General features: G+C 63.2%; 19 protein-coding genes. 17 read left to right on the forward strand and 2 right to left on the reverse strand.

Features of this window, described 5'->3' with window-relative positions; genetic code table 11:
• Positions 1–13 precede the first annotated feature (13 nt).
• The 17 genes from BLV97_RS07570 to hypB all read left to right on the forward strand — a co-directional run bounded on the left by BLV97_RS07570 (position 14) and on the right by hypB (position 13,406).
• Positions 14–1,615 (forward strand): nickel-dependent hydrogenase large subunit, encoded by a 1,602-nt coding sequence (locus tag BLV97_RS07570; RefSeq protein WP_035843624.1) that lies wholly within the window; start codon positions 14–16, stop codon positions 1,613–1,615.
• 73 nt (positions 1,616–1,688) lie between these two features.
• Positions 1,689–2,069: a hypothetical protein gene (locus BLV97_RS07575; RefSeq protein WP_210184775.1), complete on the forward strand. Its 381-nt coding sequence runs from the start codon at positions 1,689–1,691 to the stop codon at positions 2,067–2,069.
• Positions 2,070–2,081: 12 nt separating this feature from the next.
• Complete coding sequence (locus BLV97_RS07580; RefSeq protein WP_035843622.1) at positions 2,082–2,414, forward strand: hypothetical protein; 333 nt, start codon at positions 2,082–2,084, stop codon at positions 2,412–2,414.
• Positions 2,402–2,863 (forward strand): hydrogenase maturation protease, encoded by a 462-nt coding sequence (locus tag BLV97_RS07585; RefSeq protein ID WP_035843681.1) that lies wholly within the window; start codon positions 2,402–2,404, stop codon positions 2,861–2,863. The genes BLV97_RS07580 and BLV97_RS07585 overlap by 13 nt, the downstream gene beginning before the upstream one ends.
• Entirely contained in the window at positions 2,860–3,168 is a 309-nt protein-coding gene (locus BLV97_RS07590; RefSeq protein ID WP_035843620.1) for a hypothetical protein, read from the forward strand. Before BLV97_RS07585 ends, BLV97_RS07590 begins: the two co-directional genes overlap by 4 nt.
• 98 nt (positions 3,169–3,266) lie before the next feature.
• Complete coding sequence (locus BLV97_RS07595) at positions 3,267–4,268, forward strand: tetratricopeptide repeat protein (RefSeq protein WP_244520986.1); 1,002 nt, start codon at positions 3,267–3,269, stop codon at positions 4,266–4,268.
• A gap of 14 nt (positions 4,269–4,282) precedes the next feature.
• A complete protein-coding gene (locus BLV97_RS07600; RefSeq protein WP_035843617.1) occupies positions 4,283–4,468 on the forward strand; it encodes a hypothetical protein in 186 nt (61 codons plus the stop codon).
• Positions 4,469–4,480: 12 nt separating this feature from the next.
• Positions 4,481–4,702, forward strand: a complete 222-nt coding sequence (locus tag BLV97_RS07605) for a hypothetical protein (protein WP_035843616.1) — start codon at positions 4,481–4,483, stop codon at positions 4,700–4,702.
• Positions 4,703–4,708: 6 nt separating this feature from the next.
• Positions 4,709–5,572 (forward strand): NifU family protein, encoded by an 864-nt coding sequence (locus tag BLV97_RS07610; protein WP_035843613.1) that lies wholly within the window; start codon positions 4,709–4,711, stop codon positions 5,570–5,572.
• Positions 5,569–6,750, forward strand: coding sequence for an NHL repeat-containing protein (locus BLV97_RS07615; protein ID WP_035843611.1), 1,182 nt, complete (start codon positions 5,569–5,571; stop codon positions 6,748–6,750). The genes BLV97_RS07610 and BLV97_RS07615 overlap by 4 nt, the downstream gene beginning before the upstream one ends.
• A complete protein-coding gene (hypF, locus tag BLV97_RS07620; RefSeq protein ID WP_210184776.1) occupies positions 6,747–9,104 on the forward strand; it encodes a carbamoyltransferase HypF in 2,358 nt (785 codons plus the stop codon). The genes BLV97_RS07615 and hypF overlap by 4 nt, the downstream gene beginning before the upstream one ends.
• Before the next feature lie 3 nt (positions 9,105–9,107).
• Positions 9,108–9,401, forward strand: a complete 294-nt coding sequence (locus BLV97_RS07625; protein WP_035843608.1) for a HypC/HybG/HupF family hydrogenase formation chaperone — start codon at positions 9,108–9,110, stop codon at positions 9,399–9,401.
• On the forward strand, positions 9,398–10,540 hold the full coding sequence (gene hypD, locus BLV97_RS07630; protein ID WP_035843605.1) for a hydrogenase formation protein HypD: 1,143 nt from the start codon (positions 9,398–9,400) through the stop codon (positions 10,538–10,540). The genes BLV97_RS07625 and hypD overlap by 4 nt, the downstream gene beginning before the upstream one ends.
• Positions 10,537–11,571, forward strand: a complete 1,035-nt coding sequence (gene hypE / locus BLV97_RS07635; RefSeq protein ID WP_035843603.1) for a hydrogenase expression/formation protein HypE — start codon at positions 10,537–10,539, stop codon at positions 11,569–11,571. Before hypD ends, hypE begins: the two co-directional genes overlap by 4 nt.
• Positions 11,571–12,290 carry a sulfite exporter TauE/SafE family protein gene (locus BLV97_RS07640; RefSeq protein ID WP_035843601.1) on the forward strand — a complete coding sequence of 240 codons (720 nt, stop codon included), beginning with the start codon at positions 11,571–11,573 and terminating at the stop codon, positions 12,288–12,290. The genes hypE and BLV97_RS07640 overlap by 1 nt, the downstream gene beginning before the upstream one ends.
• A 1-nt stretch (position 12,291) precedes the next feature.
• On the forward strand, positions 12,292–12,534 hold the full coding sequence (locus BLV97_RS07645) for a hydrogenase maturation nickel metallochaperone HypA/HybF (protein WP_035843600.1): 243 nt from the start codon (positions 12,292–12,294) through the stop codon (positions 12,532–12,534).
• Positions 12,534–13,406 carry a hydrogenase nickel incorporation protein HypB gene (gene hypB / locus BLV97_RS07650; protein ID WP_035843597.1) on the forward strand — a complete coding sequence of 291 codons (873 nt, stop codon included), beginning with the start codon at positions 12,534–12,536 and terminating at the stop codon, positions 13,404–13,406. The genes BLV97_RS07645 and hypB overlap by 1 nt, the downstream gene beginning before the upstream one ends.
• Before the next feature lie 359 nt (positions 13,407–13,765).
• Here hypB and BLV97_RS07655 read toward each other — a convergent pair whose 3' ends face one another.
• Both BLV97_RS07655 and BLV97_RS21400 read right to left on the reverse strand, forming a co-directional pair.
• The gene (locus BLV97_RS07655) at positions 13,766–14,224 is read right to left on the reverse strand and encodes a hypothetical protein (protein WP_143037500.1); all 459 of its coding nucleotides are present in this window, start codon (positions 14,222–14,224) and stop codon (positions 13,766–13,768) included.
• Between the two features lie 280 nt (positions 14,225–14,504).
• Positions 14,505–14,776, reverse strand: a 272-nt coding sequence (locus tag BLV97_RS21400; RefSeq protein WP_210184777.1) for a hypothetical protein, incomplete at its 5' end; no start/stop codon positions are given.

Raw genomic sequence — 14,776 nt, forward strand, 5'->3', positions numbered from 1 at the left:
AGGGAGAAACAACATGGCTGAAGCAGCAGTTCAAACGCTCGACATCTCGCCCGTTGGGCGGGTCGAAGGCGATCTAGACGTCCGTGTCGATATCGAAAACGGCGTCGTCACCAATGCCTGGACCCATGCGGAGCTGTTCCGCGGGTTCGAGGTGATCCTGAAGGACAAGGACCCGCAGGCCGGGCTTGTCGTTACGCCGCGTGCCTGCGGCATCTGCGGGGCGTCGCACCTTACCTGTGCCGCCTGGGCGCTGGATACCGCCTGGGGCACCACGGTGCCGCGCAACGCGATCCTGGCGCGCAATCTCGGCCAGATCGTGGAATCGATCCAGTCGCTTCCGCGCCACCATTATGGCCTGTTCATGATCGACTACACGAACAAGAACTACGCCATGAGCCCCTTCTATGAAGAGGCGGTGAAGCGGTATTCGCCCTTTACCGGCACGTCTTACGAGGCGGGTGTCACGATCTCGGGGCGTCCGGTCGAGATTTACGCGCTTTTGGGCGGGCAATGGCCGCACAGTTCCTACATGGTGCCGGGCGGTGTCATGTGCGCCCCGACACTGACGGACGTTACGCGTGCCTGGTCGATCCTGGAACATTTCCGCCGGAACTGGATCGAGCCCCTGTGGCTCGGCTGCTCGATGGAGCGCTACGAAGAGATCCAGACGATGGAGCAGTTCGAGGCCTGGCTGGATGAGCGCCCTGAACACGCCAATTCCGATCTGGGCATGTTCTGGCGGATGTCCAAGGATATTGGCCTCGACAAATACGGCACCGGCCACGGCAAGTTCGTGACCTGGGGATATCTGCCGCATGAGGACAAGTACCAGAACCCGACCATCGATGGCCGCAACGATGCGGTGATCATGAAATCGGGCGTCTATGACGGGGCCTCGGATACGCACAAGCTGATGGATCAGGTACACACCCGCGAGGACCTGACCCATGCCTGGTATGACGAACAGGGTGAATTCCACCCGTTCGATCGCACCACCAAGCCGGTGGAAAAGAACCCGGTGGACCCCGAAGGCAAGTACAGCTGGTCCACCGCCGTGCGCCACGCCGAAAACGGCCGGCTGGAAGCGGGGCCGCTGGCCCGGCGTCTGGTGGCCGGCATGGATGGCGGCCACGACTTCCAGCATTCCGACGGTCTGGTGCTGGACATGTACCGCAAGATGGGCGGCCCCTCGGTCATGCTGCGCCATTTCGCGCGGATGCACGAATTGTGCATTCTCTACCGCGAGGCCGAACGCATCCTGCGCGAGTTCAAGCTGAACGACGAATGGTACATCAAGCCGACCGAAAAGGACGGTCGCGGTTGGGGCGCCACCGAGGCGATCCGCGGTGCGCTGTGCCACTGGATCGACGTGCAGGACGGCAAGATCAAGAACTACCAGATCATTGCCCCGACCACCTGGAATGTCGGCCCGCGCGCGGCGGATGGCGAACGCGGCCCCATCGAGGAGGCGCTGATCGGCACGCCGATCGAAAACCCCTCCGATCCGGTGGAAGTGGGCCATGTCTGCCGCTCGTACGACAGTTGCCTTGTGTGCACCGTTCATGCCCATGATGGCAAGACGGGCGAAGAACTGGCACGGTTCCGCACCGCTTGATGCGGGTCTGAACCAAGGGCGGAGCCTCTCGCAGGCTCCGCCGGCCTTTCGTGGCATTGGGGAGGTCCACGACATGTCGGACCAGAGCGACGCCGCCGCCAAGGCGCGCGACGGCTACATGGAAAAATACGGTCAGGCGCCTGCGGACGCCGATCACGCCACTCTGCTGAAGATGATCGAGGATCACTTCGCGGACGGGCTGACGACGCAGGTGGAACCGTTTCCCGAAACTGACCGGGAATTCGCCAAGATTCTGGATCGGCTGCGCACCATGAGCGCCGATCAGCTGCGCGACAAGCTGGTTGAGAGCGGCTGGTTGCTGGAGCCCTACGGTGAAGACCAGATGCGCTGCCAGGAATGCATGTACTACCTCGTACATCGCCGCTGGTGCGACCTTCCCGAACTGAACCTGCCGGCCGAACCGGACTGGTACTGTCGGCTCTGGAGGATCTGAGGAGGACAGCCGATGACCGATCGCGCATCCAGCCCCGAAGACGACGCCCTGCGCGCGCGCATTGGCGACATGCTGGCCTCGGGCCTGGAAACCGAGGTCTGGCCGCGCGCCGAGACCTCTGAAATGGTCAACCAGATCGTAGGTCGCCTGCGGACCGAAGCGGCCGGTGATCTGGAAAAAAAGCTGGTCATCGGCGGATTTACCGATCACACAATTACCGCCGAAGACATGGAGCAACCCTGCGAGACCTGCATGTACTACCTGATCCATCGCAAGTATTGCGAACTGCCGGAACTGGACGTGCCGGTTGAACCGCACTGGTCGTGCCGGCTTTGGCGCATCTGACGGCCGTCATAGGCTGCGGCAATCCCAATCGCTCGGATGACGGCGTGGGACCGCGCGTGATTGAATTGCTTCGCGGGCGCGATCTGGGTCCTGACGTAGCAATCTATGACGCGGGCACTGATGGCATGGGCGTGATGTACCAGGCCCGGGGCTGTGCGCGGCTCATCATCGTGGATGCCCGCGCACCAGAGGGTGACCCGGGCGCGGTTTTCGAAGTGCCCGGCGACGTGCTGGAACGCCCGCCGAACCAGAGCCTGAACCTGCATGATTTCCGCTGGGATCATGCGCTGTTTGCGGGTCGAAAGATTTATGGTGATGAATTCCCCGCCGATGTGACCGTCTTGCTGGTCGAGGCCAAATCGCTGGATCTGGGGCTGGGCCTGTCGCCGGAAGTCGGCGCTGCTGCCAAAACCGTGGCGGACCGGATTTCGCAAATGTGTTTGAAATGAACCGGGCAATCGAGGTCAAGCGCGGCTCGATCTATGTTCCGGTCGAAATCTACGATACCTACTTTGCCGGCCTGGAGGCAGTTATCGTCCTGATACGCGACGATAAGCTGATGATCCTGCCAGTGCGCCAGATGGCCGCCGGCGGCTGTTTGCTGAAGGTGCGCAATGCGCGCGGCGACCGGGTGGCAACCGCCCCAGATGTGTTCGAGGCGCATGGATTGGCCGAGTTTTCCATCGCGAATCTGGAAGTGCGGTGGTCTGCTGAAGATGGCGCTTTGGTCGCGGACTTGCCATCTCCACCTTGAGTGTAAACAAAGTTTGCATCATGAAAAACTAAGTTGCCACCCTACGGCGCGACGGTTTAGCTGGTCTCCAACACGACACGCAGAGGATTCTCGGGGGGATGGCGATGGTCGCGCGAAGCCGCACATCGGACGAAGTACTGGCCGCACGCCGCAGCGTGGACGAGGCGGACGCAACCACCGCCGAAAAGGCGGAAATGCTCATGGAAATGGCCATGGGCATCCAGCAGAAACCGAAAACCCCCGAAGACCTTCTGGCGGCTGTCGAACTTTATGAACAAGCAATCGACCTTTGCACAGCTGGCGACGCGCTGCTGTCTGCGCGCATCCGGGCGCGGATGTCGACCGCGTTGATGTCGGTGCCCAGCGACGACCCGGCCTTTCTGAAACGGGCGCGCGAGGAAATGGAAACCGCGCTGGCCACGCTGACGGCTGAGGGCAAGGACGAAGAAGTGGCCGAGGCGGAAATGAACCTCGGGCTGATCTGCCAGAACCTTGCCGGTATGGGCATGGGCAAGATCCAGGACGCCATCGGTGCCTATCAGCGTGCACTGAGAGTGTTTGATCGCACGCAATTCCCGGCGGAATTCGCCATTCTCCAGAACAATCTGGCCACCGCATTCCTGTCCATCCCGTTTTCCGACGACAGCGGCAAGATGCGCGAGGCGCTGGCGGTCCAGTCCTTTGAAGAAGGGCTGAAAGTGGTCAACCTGATCGACCATCCGACCGAATACGCGATGCTGCAGAATAATCTGGGCAATGCGCTGCAATATGCTTCGTCAAGCCACCCGGTCGAAAACGGGTTCCGCGCGCTGGAGGCCTATGACGAGGCGCTCAAGGTGCGCACCGAAAACGACACGCCGGGCGAGTTTGCCAACACCATCGCCAACAAGGCCAACTGTCTGGCCAACTTGCCAGACGACCCGGAAAACCCCGAAGGGGGGAACGCAGGCAACCTCGCACAGGCGCTGGGGCTCTACCACCAGGCCCGCAAGATATTTGCCGCCGTAGGCGAAACAGGGAAGGTCCAGATGCTGGCCGAGGCAATCGGCGAGCTTCAGGATCTGCTGAAGTCACTGAACACTCAAGAGACACTGCAATGAAAGGTTTGAGATAAATGGAACTGATACTCGCGCTGGTTCTGGGCGTGCTGGCGGCCCTGGGGGCCGGGGCGCTTTCGGGCATTCGCATCGGCGGGGCCGAACTTGGCAACGAACTCGCCGCTTACATGGGCATGCTCTATGGGCTGATCGCCGGTGGTGCGGCAGTGGTGATCGGCGTTGCGCTGGTCGCTTTGGTGTAAGGAGGCACGCTGATGCTGGGAATGGCACTCAATTCGGCAAAGCTCTTTCTTGCCGGCAAACTCTTTCAGGACCTGGGCAAGGTCATCCGCCAGATGCTGGTCGCGATCGTGATCGGCGTTGCTGTCGTCTACGGCGTTTCGCTGGTCGCACCAGTCTGGGTGGCGGCCATAGCCGGCGGCGCGGTGTCGGGCTTTTTGCAGCCGATCCTGTTCAAAGACCTGAAATACGCCTGATCCAGCATGGCTGACGGCGACCCGCATACCCCTGAGCGAACGCTCGACGAGATGCTGCGCGACATCGAGGCGCTGGCATCCCTGGCAGACGGCTGGGACGAGGCCGCGCGCAAGGGCGCGCAGGCCCGCGCCGAGGCGGTGGATGCGCTGAACGCCGAGGCGTTCCGGCGCCTGATCCGGCACCTGCAAGGGGTTGAAGGCATGGCGTCGGCTCTGCGCGAAGCGGCGGCGGATGAGGTGGTCTATGCGGTTCTGCGCCGTCACGGCATCCTGAAGCCCAGCCTGTTCGAGCGGGTCGACGCCGCGCTCGAAACGGTGCGCCCCATGCTGGCCAGCCACGGCGGCGATGCCGAACTGGTTTCGGTTGGGGAAAGCTCGGCAGTGGTCCGGTTCCTGGGGGCTTGCGACGGTTGCCCGGCCTCGGCGCTGACCTTCTATTCCGGCGTCAAGAAGGCGATTCAGGATGCGGTGCCACAGATCACCGAGGTGAAACAGGCCAAGGGGCTGGGCGGCGGCGGCGATCAGGTCCATTTCACCTCGCCCTTTGCCGCTTATCAGACAGATGGCTGGAGCCATGCGGCCGATCTGGGCGACCTGCCGGATGGCGCGACCAAGCTGTGCGATGTCGATGGGCATTCGGTGTTCCTGTCCCGTTTCGGCGACCGGGTGACCTGTTTCGAGAACGCCTGTGCCCACATGGGCATGGCGATGGATGGCGGCGAGATTGCGGACGGGTTCCTGACCTGTCCCTATCACCAGTTCAAGTATTCGCTGGAAAGCGGCGAATGCCTGACGGCGCCCGAAGTGCAACTGCAGCCCCACGGCGTGCGGGTGGTCGGCGATCGGATCGAAGTCCGGGTGACGCAATGAAAGTGTCGCTGTCCCCCTCGTTCGAGCCGGTAAAGGCACCGGGGACGGAACAACTAGGCGCGCCGCTCCTGCACCCAGACGGTCCAGAGCGTGTGCTGGGCTGGGTTGACGGGGATTTTGCCACAGCGTTGAAACCTGGCCCCGACACCTTGTTTGGCCCGCGCGGTGCCTGCCTGCATTCCGATGGCTCGCTCTGGGTGGCTGATACCGGGCATCACCGCCTGCTGGGCTGGCAATCGGTGCCCGAGGCCGACAACCAGCCGGCGGAGCTTCTGGTCGGGCAACCGAATTTCGCCCATGAAGGGCGCAATGCAAAGGCGCAGCCCAATGCCCACAGCCTGAACGTGCCCACCGGCGTCACCGAATGGCGCGGCGGGCTGGTGGTGGCGGATGCGTGGAACCACCGGGTTTTGATCTGGCACACGCCGCCCACGCGGCACAACCAGCTGGCGGATATCATCCTCGGGCAGGCGCGCGTCGACGAGGTTCTGGCCAATCGCGGCGCGGATGCGCCGACAGGTGCGACACTGCACTGGCCTTATGGCGTGGCCGAGGTGGACGGGCGGCTGGTCGTCTGCGACAGCGGCAATCGCCGAGTGTTGATCTGGAACGACGTGACCGAAACCGGCCAACCGGCCGATCTGGTGCTGGGGCAGGCCGATTTCACTTCGCGTGACGAAAACGCTGGCGGCGATGTCAATGCGATGTCCATGCGCTGGCCGCATGGGGCGGTCATGTGGAACGGGCAGTTTGCCGTGGCCGATGCCGGCAACAACCGGGTGATGCTGTGGTCCGGCGGTTTGCCGGGCAAGAACGGCGCCCCCTGTGACGGGCTGATCGGACAGGCGGGGTTCGCCGACTGCGATCACAACATGGTCAATTATTATCCGACGGCGCAGGCGCTCAACATGCCCTATGCGCTGGCCGAAAGCGGTGGGCTGCTGGTGGTGGCCGATACCGCAAATTCCCGGCTGGTTGGCTGGACCGAGGCGGGGATGGCACCCCCTGCGGCGCGGCTCACCGGGCAGCCCGATTTTGCTTCCAAGGGCGACAATGGCTGGGGCATCGCGCGGCGCGACAGCCTGTGCTGGCCCTATGGCCTCGGCGCGCGGGATGGTCTGGTAGCCGTCGCCGACAGCGGGAACAACCGGGTGTTGTTGTGGAAGATGGCGCCATGACCGGGTTGGCTGCGGAAAAGCTCTCGGGCCTCGGCCTGATCGTGCAGGGACAGGTGCAGGGGGTCGGCTTTCGCCCCACGGTCTGGCGGCTGGCCCGTGAAATGGACCTCACCGGCGATGTCAGGAACACAGCGCGCGGCGTGGAAATCCGTCTTTGGGGGGAAATGGCCGACCGGTTCGAGGTACGGCTGCGCGCGGCGCTGCCAAAGCTGGCCCGGATCGACACCGTTGAAGCCTATCGCATTTCCGACGATGCCCCGGACAATTTCGAAATAGCTCCTTCCGAGGCGGGATCGGACCGCATCTCGGTGACGCCCGACATGGCCGTCTGCCCCGACTGTCTGGAAGAGACCCGCGACCCGTTCCAACGGCGCTATCGCTATCCTTTTGCCAACTGTACGAATTGCGGCCCGCGCCTGTCGATCATCCGCGAAGCGCCCTATGACCGGGCCACCACGACGATGGCGGCGTTCGAGATGTGCCCCGATTGCCGCGCCGAATATGAAAACCCCGGCGACCGCAGGTTTCACGCCCAGCCCATCGCCTGCCATGTCTGCGGCCCCCGCGCCTGGCTGGAAAAGCTGGGCGGGGGCACCGTGAACCTCGAAGCGTTTTCGATGATGGACGATGTGGATGCCGCCGGCGGTGCGCTGATGAACGGCCATATCGTCGCCGTGAAGGGGCTGGGCGGCTTTCACTTGGCCTGCGATGCGACCCGCGCCGATGTGGTCCAGACCTTGCGTGAGCGCAAGCGGCGGTCCGACAAGCCCTTTGCGCTGATGGCGCGCGATCTGGATGTGATCCGCGCCCATGCCGAGGTGAGCGAGGCCGAGGCCGAGCTTCTCGCCTCGCCCGAGGCGCCCATCGTGCTGCTGAAGGCACGCCTCGAAACCTTGCCCGGGGCGGTGGCGCCGGGGCTGGATCGGCTGGGCTTCATGCTGCCCAACACGCCGATGCATCACATGCTGCTCAGGCGAATGAAGCGCCCCGTTGTGATGACCTCGGGCAACATGTCGGGCCGGCCGCAATGCACCGGCAACGACGAGGCACGGCGCGAGCTTGCTCCGATCGCCGATTTTGCCCTGTTCCATGATCGCGACATCGAAAACCGCATTGACGACAGCGTCGTGCGGCTGGATGGCGAGGCGCCGGCGATCCTGCGCCGCGCGCGGGGCTACGCGCCGCGTCCGATCCCGCTGCCCGACGATGCCCCCGACGCTCACACGGTCTTTGCCCTTGGCAGCGAACTCAAGAACACCTTCTGCCTGACCGATCAGGGCCGCGCGATCCTCAGCCAGCACATGGGTGATCTGGAGGACGTGGCGACCTTTGACGAGGCGGCGCGCAACCTTGATCTCTATCGCCGGTTCTACGGCCTCGATCCGGATGCCATCGTCGTCGATGCCCATCCCGAATACCTCTCGACCAAGCGCGGTTACGAGATGGCCGGCGGCCTGCCGGTGATCGAGGTCAACCATCACCACGCCCATATCGCCGCCTGTCTGGCCGATAACGGGCGCGCCTTTGCCGCGCCGCCGGTTCTGGGGGTGGCGATGGACGGGCTGGGGCTGGGCGATGACGGCACGATCTGGGGCGGCGAATTCCTGGTTGCCGATTATGCCGGTTATCGCCGCGCCGGCCTTCTGAAGCCCGTGCCGCTGATCGGTGGCGCGGCCGCGGTGCGCGAACCCTGGCGCAATGCCTATGCGCATCTGATGGCCGAAATGGGCTGGGCCGAGTTGAAGATGAATTTCGCCGACCTCGATCTGGTTCGGCGGCTCGAAGCGGCGCCGCGCGCGCAACTGGACGCGATGGTCGCTTCGGGCACCAACAGCCCGGCCTCGTCCTCTTGCGGGCGGCTGTTCGATGCCGCCGCTGCGATCACCGGGCTAGCCTGGGATCGCCAGAGTTACGAGGCACAGGCCGCAATGGCCTTTGAGGCAGCGCTGGATGAAGACGCTTTGAGCGAACCGGACGATCTGGCCTATCCGTTTTCCATACCGCTTCTGGGCGGGCGTGGCCTGCCTTATATCGAGCCGCTGGCAGTCTGGCGGGCGATGCTGGGCGATCTGGTGCTCGACACGCCGGTTGGCGTGATCTCGGCCCGGTTCCACCGCGGGTTGGCAAAGGCCATCGGCCAGATGATCCGTCGGATCACGGCCGACAGCGATATCGACACGGTCGCGCTCAGCGGCGGCTGTTTCCAGAACGCCACCTTGCAGTGGCTGGTTCTGGATCAGGTCGCCAAGCAGGGGCTGTGCGCCCTCACGCACAGGAACGTTCCCGCCAATGATGGCGGGCTGGCGCTGGGGCAGGCGGCTGTCGGCCTTGCGCATCTGAACAGGGGAGGATGAACCATGTGCCTTGGGATACCGGGCCAGATCGTCGAAATCGCGTCGGCGGAAAAGAAACTGGCCATTGCTGACGTCTCGGGCGTGCGCCGCGAGGTCAACGTCGCCTGCATCGCGGGTGACGCGCCGCTGGAGGATTTGATCGGCACTTGGACGCTGATCCATGTGGGCTTTGCCATGAGCCGGATCAACGAGGAAGAGGCCGCCAAGACGATGGAGGTTCTGAAAATGCTGGGCGAGGCGCAGGAAGAGATCGAGGCCATGCGGGCCAGTCAGCAGGCGATGGAGCGTGTGTCATGAAATATGCCGACGAATTCCGCGATCCCGCCGCCGCCAGGGCGCTGCTGGCACGGATCGCAAAGGTGACAGACGAGATTGGCGCGACTAAGGAAAAGCCGGTTCACATCATGGAAATCTGCGGTGGCCATACCCATGCGATTTTTCGCTATGGGCTGGACAAGCTGACGCCAGACGGGCTGGAATTCATCCACGGCCCCGGTTGTCCGGTTTGCGTGCTGCCGATGAGCCGCGTGGACGAATGCGTCGAACTGGCCGAGCGGCCCGAGGTCATCTTCACCACCTTCGGCGATGCCATGCGCGTGCCGGGAACGCGGAAATCCCTGCTTCAGGCCAAGGCGGACGGCGCGGATGTCCGCATGGTCTATTCGCCGCTGGATGCGCTGGAACTGGCGCGGCGCAACCCGGACCGCGAAGTGGTGTTCTTTGGCCTCGGGTTCGAAACCACGACGCCGTCCACCGCCCTGTCGATTCAGCAGGCGGCAGCCGAAAACCTCACCAACTTCTCGGTCTTCTGCAACCACATCACCGTGCCGCCGCCGATCAAGGTGCTGCTGGACGACCCGCACATGGTGCTCGACGGGTTCGTGGGCCCCGGGCATGTGTCGATGGTGATCGGGATCGAACCCTACCGGTTCATCGCCCGCGATTACGGCAAGCCCATCGTCGTGGCGGGGTTCGAGCCGATCGACCTTTTGCAATCGGTTCTGATGGTGCTGGAGCAGCTGCGCGACGGGCGCGCCGAGGTGGAAAACCAGTATTCCCGCGTCGTGCCCGATTCCGGCAATCCAGTGTCGATTGCCGCCTGCGAGGACGTCTACGAGCCGCGCCCCAGCTTCGAATGGCGCGGCCTTGGCGAGATCGACAGCTCGGGCCTCAGGATCCGGCGCAAATACGCCGCATACGACGCCGAAGAGAAATTCGGGGTCGGGTATGGGCAAGGCGCTGCCCGGTTCGTGCCCGAGCCCGAAGGCTGTGCCTGTGGTGACGTGATGACCGGACGGCTGAAGCCGCGCCAATGCCCGCAATTCGGCACGGGCTGCACGCCGGAAATGCCCCTGGGGGCGCTCATGGTTTCGTCCGAGGGCGCTTGTGCGGCATACTACCAGTATGGCGGCCTTGATCTGGAGCCGGCGGAATGAACCAGCCGATCCGCCGGATGAAGAGCGATACAGTTACGCTTGCCCATGGCGGCGGCGGCAAGGCCATGCGCGATCTGATCGAAGACGTGTTCGTATCGGCCTTCGAGCCAGACGGCATGGAAGATCAGGCGCGCTTGACCGATGCGGCCCTGGCCGAACCTGGCGCTCGGCTGGCCTTCACCACGGACGGTTTCGTGGTCAGCCCGCTGGAGTTTCCCGGCGGCGATATCGGCAAGATCGCGGTGTGCGGCACCGTCAACGATCTGGCCGTGGGCGGCGCGCGACCCCTGTGGCTCTCGGCGGCGTTCATCATCGAGGAAGGTACCGATGTGGCACTGTTGCGCCGCGTCGTGGCCTCCATGCGCGCGGCGGCGGCCGAAGCAGGCGTTCGGATCGTCACCGGGGACACCAAGGTCGTCGAACGCGGATCGGCGGACGGGATATTCATCACCACCTCTGGCGTCGGTGTGATACCTCCGGGGCGGGACCTGGCCGCTGAAAAGGTCCGCCCTGGTGATGTGGCCATCGTCAACGGTGTTCTGGGCGATCACGGTGCGGCCATTCTGGCGGCCCGGGGGGATATGGCGCTGAGCGTCGAGATCCCCAGCGACTGTCGGCCGCTGAACGCGCTGATGGAAGCAGCCTGCGACGCGGTCACGGTGAGGGCGGCACGCGATGCAACGCGTGGGGGGCTGGCCTCGGCGCTCAATGAGATCGCCGAAGCCGCGGGATGCGGCATCGAGATCGACGAAATCGCACTACCCTTGCGCACTGAGGTTAAGGGCGTGTGCGAAATCCTCGGGCTTGACCCGCTTTATCTGGCCAATGAGGGCACGTTGGTGCTGTTTGTCCCGGAGGCCCAAGCCGATGCCGCGCTTGCAGTCATGCGCGCTACGGAAGCCGGCGCAGGCGCCGTTGCCGTCGGGCGCGCCACTCAGACCCATCCCGGCCGGGTGGTGATGCAGACGGTGTTTGGTGGTGGGCGGATCGTCGACATGCTCGTGGGCGAACAATTGCCGAGGATTTGCTGATGCTGGGCTTTCTGTCACTCGGCTTTCTGATCGGCATGACCCATGCGCTGGAGGCCGACCATCTGGCCGCGATGGCGGCGATGTCCGCGGAAAAGACAGGCGGTCGGCGGCGCATGGCGCTGCGCGGCGCCTTCTGGGGCACCGGGCACACGATCACGTTGTTTGCACTTGGTGCCCTGGTTCTGGTGTTCGGCTATGCCCTGACTGATGTCCGCGCCGCATGGCTGGAGTTCGCCGTCGGGGTTATGCTTGTGGCCTTGGGGGTAAACCTGCTGTGGCGGCTGGCGCGGAAGCGGGTGCATTTCCATGCCCATTCGCACGGCAACGGCAATGTGCATCTGCACGCCCACAGCCATGCCGGAGAAACCGCCCCGCACGGGGCCTCGACCCACGCTCACGTACATGCGCAGGGCCTGCCCTGGCGCGCGCTTCTGGTCGGGCTGATGCATGGGGCGGCCGGCTCGGCCGGGCTCTTGGCCCTAGCCGTCGCCACCACGCAGAGCCCTACTGTGGCGCTGGGCTACATCCTGATTTTCGGGCTTGGATCGGTGGCGGGCATGGCTGCTCTGTCTTTTGCCGTCGCATGGCCCCTGGCGTCGATAGAACGCACGGCCAAGGTCTTGCATATGGGCGTTGTGGTTGCGGCGGCGGTTGTGGCCATCGGCATCGGCGCCGAGGTCATTGCCGAAACGGCCCCCATCGCCTGGGGCGGGCTTTGACATGCACGAACTGGGGTTGTCGCGAAACATCGTCTCGATCGTCAGCGAAAACGCCGGCGACAGGCCGGTGGCGCGGGTCAGGGTCGCAATCGGTCCGCTGGCTTGTGTCGAAACCCGGGCACTGCAGTTCTGCTGGGACATCGTGACCGAAGACACCTCGCTATCGGGGGCAACACTGGAAATCGTCGAAGCGGATGCGGACACGTTTCTGATCAAGGAATTCGAATTTGGGGAGATCGCCTGATGTGTGGAACCTGTGGATGTTCTGACCCGGCCAATGACGTGAAGATGGTAGATCCGGAGACCGGCAAGGAAACGCTGATCCGGCAGGGGGGGCTGCTGCACGATCATGATCACCATCATGGCCATGATCACGGGCACGAACATGGGCATGCCCATTCCCACGATCACCATCATCCCCACGAGGGCGATGACAAACCCCATGCCCACGGACCCAATGGCGAAATCATTTCGCTTGAACAGGCGGTGCTGTCCAAGAACGATTCAATCGCCGCGCGCAATCGTGGCTGGTTCGAGGGGCGGGGTGTCCTGGCGCTGAACCTCGTCAGCTCGCCCGGCGCGGGCAAGACAACGCTTCTGGAACGCACGATTGCCGAGATGGCCGGCGAACGCCCTATCTATGTGATTGAAGGCGACCAGATGACCACCAACGATGCCGAACGCATCCGGGCAGCCGGGGCGCGGGCGATCCAGATCAACACCGGCGCCGGCTGCCATCTGGAGGCGGATATGATCGCGGATGCCGTTGCCACGCTCGACCCGGAACCCGGCGCGCTTCTGTTGATCGAAAATGTCGGCAATCTGGTCTGCCCGTCGATGTTCGATCTGGGCGAGCACATGAAAGTCGCGGTGATCTCGACCACCGAAGGCGAAGACAAACCGTTGAAGTATCCGCACATGTTCCGCGCCGCAGGACTGGTGATCATCAACAAGATCGACCTGGCCCCCCACGTGGATTTCGACGAGGACCTGTGCCGGCGCAACATTGCCGAGGTCAACGGAACGGCCCGGATCCTTTCGCTCTCGGCCAGGACATCCGAAGGCATGGACAACTGGCTTGGCTTTCTGGACGGCGCGGTGGTCGGCCGCCGCTGAGCGACGTTTCCATTCTTTTTGACTGCTTTCGTTTCGGCAATTGGCCGGAACAACGCAGGGCCATTCCCGTTGCGTGCCTGGAGAACGTTCGCCCCCGGTCGCGTCCTCTCCGCCACTTGCTTTACGCAATGCATTGAAAACGCGTATAAAAATGGCATCACGTTTTTGCGCATCCCCCACCATTACAGAGACCAAGCCGGAACAAGCCGGATTTCAGCGGACGATCTGTCGCAATGCTTCACGCCCAGTTGCCGCGAACAGACCCAGCGCGTTGCATGGCGTTTGTCGTGGCTTTCGTCTGTGCGCAATAACGCTGTGAAATGTTCCGAACAGTTGGAGACGCAAATTATCTGCGTTGCTCAGTGGAGGTGGCCATGCGGCCCGTGGAGTGCATTGGGAGGGGGGAGAAGCTCATCGGGCGAAGGTATGCTCTCAGGGCGAGCCGTCGGTTTTGGGCTTCTGTGAGCCATGGCGCTTATAAAAAGCGCGCTGGGGTTCTTCATGCACACCCGCTCTACTTTCCCAACCAGATCAGAAATTGACGTGCCGGTTGCGACGGAAAAGCCCAGCAAATAGGCCCGCAGCACCTCCCAATCTTTGCCAACCTGAGAATTCAAGAACGCCTCCACGGTAGAGTTATTTCCGCCATCGGCCAGGGTCTGCGCCGCTTTAACCTCGCTGAACACTTCGAGAACTTGTGAGCAAGTCGCTTGGTTGGCCATCCAAGTAACGGTGTCGTCCATTCGGTTCTGGCCTAAAGTGCTGGCGTTCGATCCGTGTGCAGCTAACAATCCAAACGAGAGCGCCAACCACTTCATGCCATCCTCCATGCTTGGGGTAGATGTTGGCTCCATCGTTCTTGCACTGTCAATTCTCTCCACTCTCTCCGTTCTCTCGGCGCGAGCGACCGCCCGCAGAAAATTGGCTGTCTGAGCATTGAATTTCGGTTCTTCAAAATGCCCGTTCGGCGGACCTATCGGTGCCCTCGACGCGCGCGTTAGATGCCGACACGGCGGTGCCTATCACTCACTCGCGCGCGCTGTGCTGCCGAAAAGCGGGCACGCTCCTGCCGTTGCACCCCATGTCGCGTGCGCGCGGTCACGGCGCCCAGAAAACCGGCACGGCCAGCGCGCTCTTTTTATAGGCGGGAAAGTCCCGGTCGGCTCTGCCGTAAAATACGAGGCCAATACGGCGGTGCGGCTCTGATTTCGGTTGATTGTTTTTCAAAGCCCATCCGCGCGCTTCGTGTAGCGATAGCCTTGCCCGACAGAAAACTGAGCTACCCCCCGAAATTCGGACACTGACATAAGCTACGATTTGCAGTCTGCTGATCTTCGACGAGAAGGAGATCAGAGATGTCGAAACGCAAG

Origin of the sequence: Allgaiera indica (assembly GCF_900106675.1) — a bacterium.
Classification (GTDB): Bacteria; Pseudomonadota; Alphaproteobacteria; order Rhodobacterales; family Rhodobacteraceae; genus Acidimangrovimonas; species Acidimangrovimonas indica.

Coding starts and splice junctions, on each gene's coding strand:
- BLV97_RS07640 (WP_035843601.1), top strand. CDS start 11,571: ATGCTGGGCTTTCTGTCACTCGGCTTTCTGATCGGCATGACCCATGCG.
- BLV97_RS07595 (WP_244520986.1), top strand. CDS start 3,267: ATGGCGATGGTCGCGCGAAGCCGCACATCGGACGAAGTACTGGCCGCA.
- hypB (WP_035843597.1), top strand. CDS start 12,534: ATGTGTGGAACCTGTGGATGTTCTGACCCGGCCAATGACGTGAAGATG.
- hypF (WP_210184776.1), top strand. CDS start 6,747: ATGACCGGGTTGGCTGCGGAAAAGCTCTCGGGCCTCGGCCTGATCGTG.
- BLV97_RS07615 (WP_035843611.1), top strand. CDS start 5,569: ATGAAAGTGTCGCTGTCCCCCTCGTTCGAGCCGGTAAAGGCACCGGGG.
- hypD (WP_035843605.1), top strand. CDS start 9,398: ATGAAATATGCCGACGAATTCCGCGATCCCGCCGCCGCCAGGGCGCTG.
- BLV97_RS07570 (WP_035843624.1), top strand. CDS start 14: ATGGCTGAAGCAGCAGTTCAAACGCTCGACATCTCGCCCGTTGGGCGG.
- BLV97_RS07610 (WP_035843613.1), top strand. CDS start 4,709: ATGGCTGACGGCGACCCGCATACCCCTGAGCGAACGCTCGACGAGATG.
- BLV97_RS07575 (WP_210184775.1), top strand. CDS start 1,689: ATGTCGGACCAGAGCGACGCCGCCGCCAAGGCGCGCGACGGCTACATG.
- BLV97_RS07645 (WP_035843600.1), top strand. CDS start 12,292: ATGCACGAACTGGGGTTGTCGCGAAACATCGTCTCGATCGTCAGCGAA.
- BLV97_RS07580 (WP_035843622.1), top strand. CDS start 2,082: ATGACCGATCGCGCATCCAGCCCCGAAGACGACGCCCTGCGCGCGCGC.
- hypE (WP_035843603.1), top strand. CDS start 10,537: ATGAACCAGCCGATCCGCCGGATGAAGAGCGATACAGTTACGCTTGCC.
- BLV97_RS07655 (WP_143037500.1), bottom strand. CDS start 14,224: ATGAAGTGGTTGGCGCTCTCGTTTGGATTGTTAGCTGCACACGGATCG.
- BLV97_RS07605 (WP_035843616.1), top strand. CDS start 4,481: ATGCTGGGAATGGCACTCAATTCGGCAAAGCTCTTTCTTGCCGGCAAA.
- BLV97_RS07600 (WP_035843617.1), top strand. CDS start 4,283: ATGGAACTGATACTCGCGCTGGTTCTGGGCGTGCTGGCGGCCCTGGGG.
- BLV97_RS07625 (WP_035843608.1), top strand. CDS start 9,108: ATGTGCCTTGGGATACCGGGCCAGATCGTCGAAATCGCGTCGGCGGAA.
- BLV97_RS07590 (WP_035843620.1), top strand. CDS start 2,860: ATGAACCGGGCAATCGAGGTCAAGCGCGGCTCGATCTATGTTCCGGTC.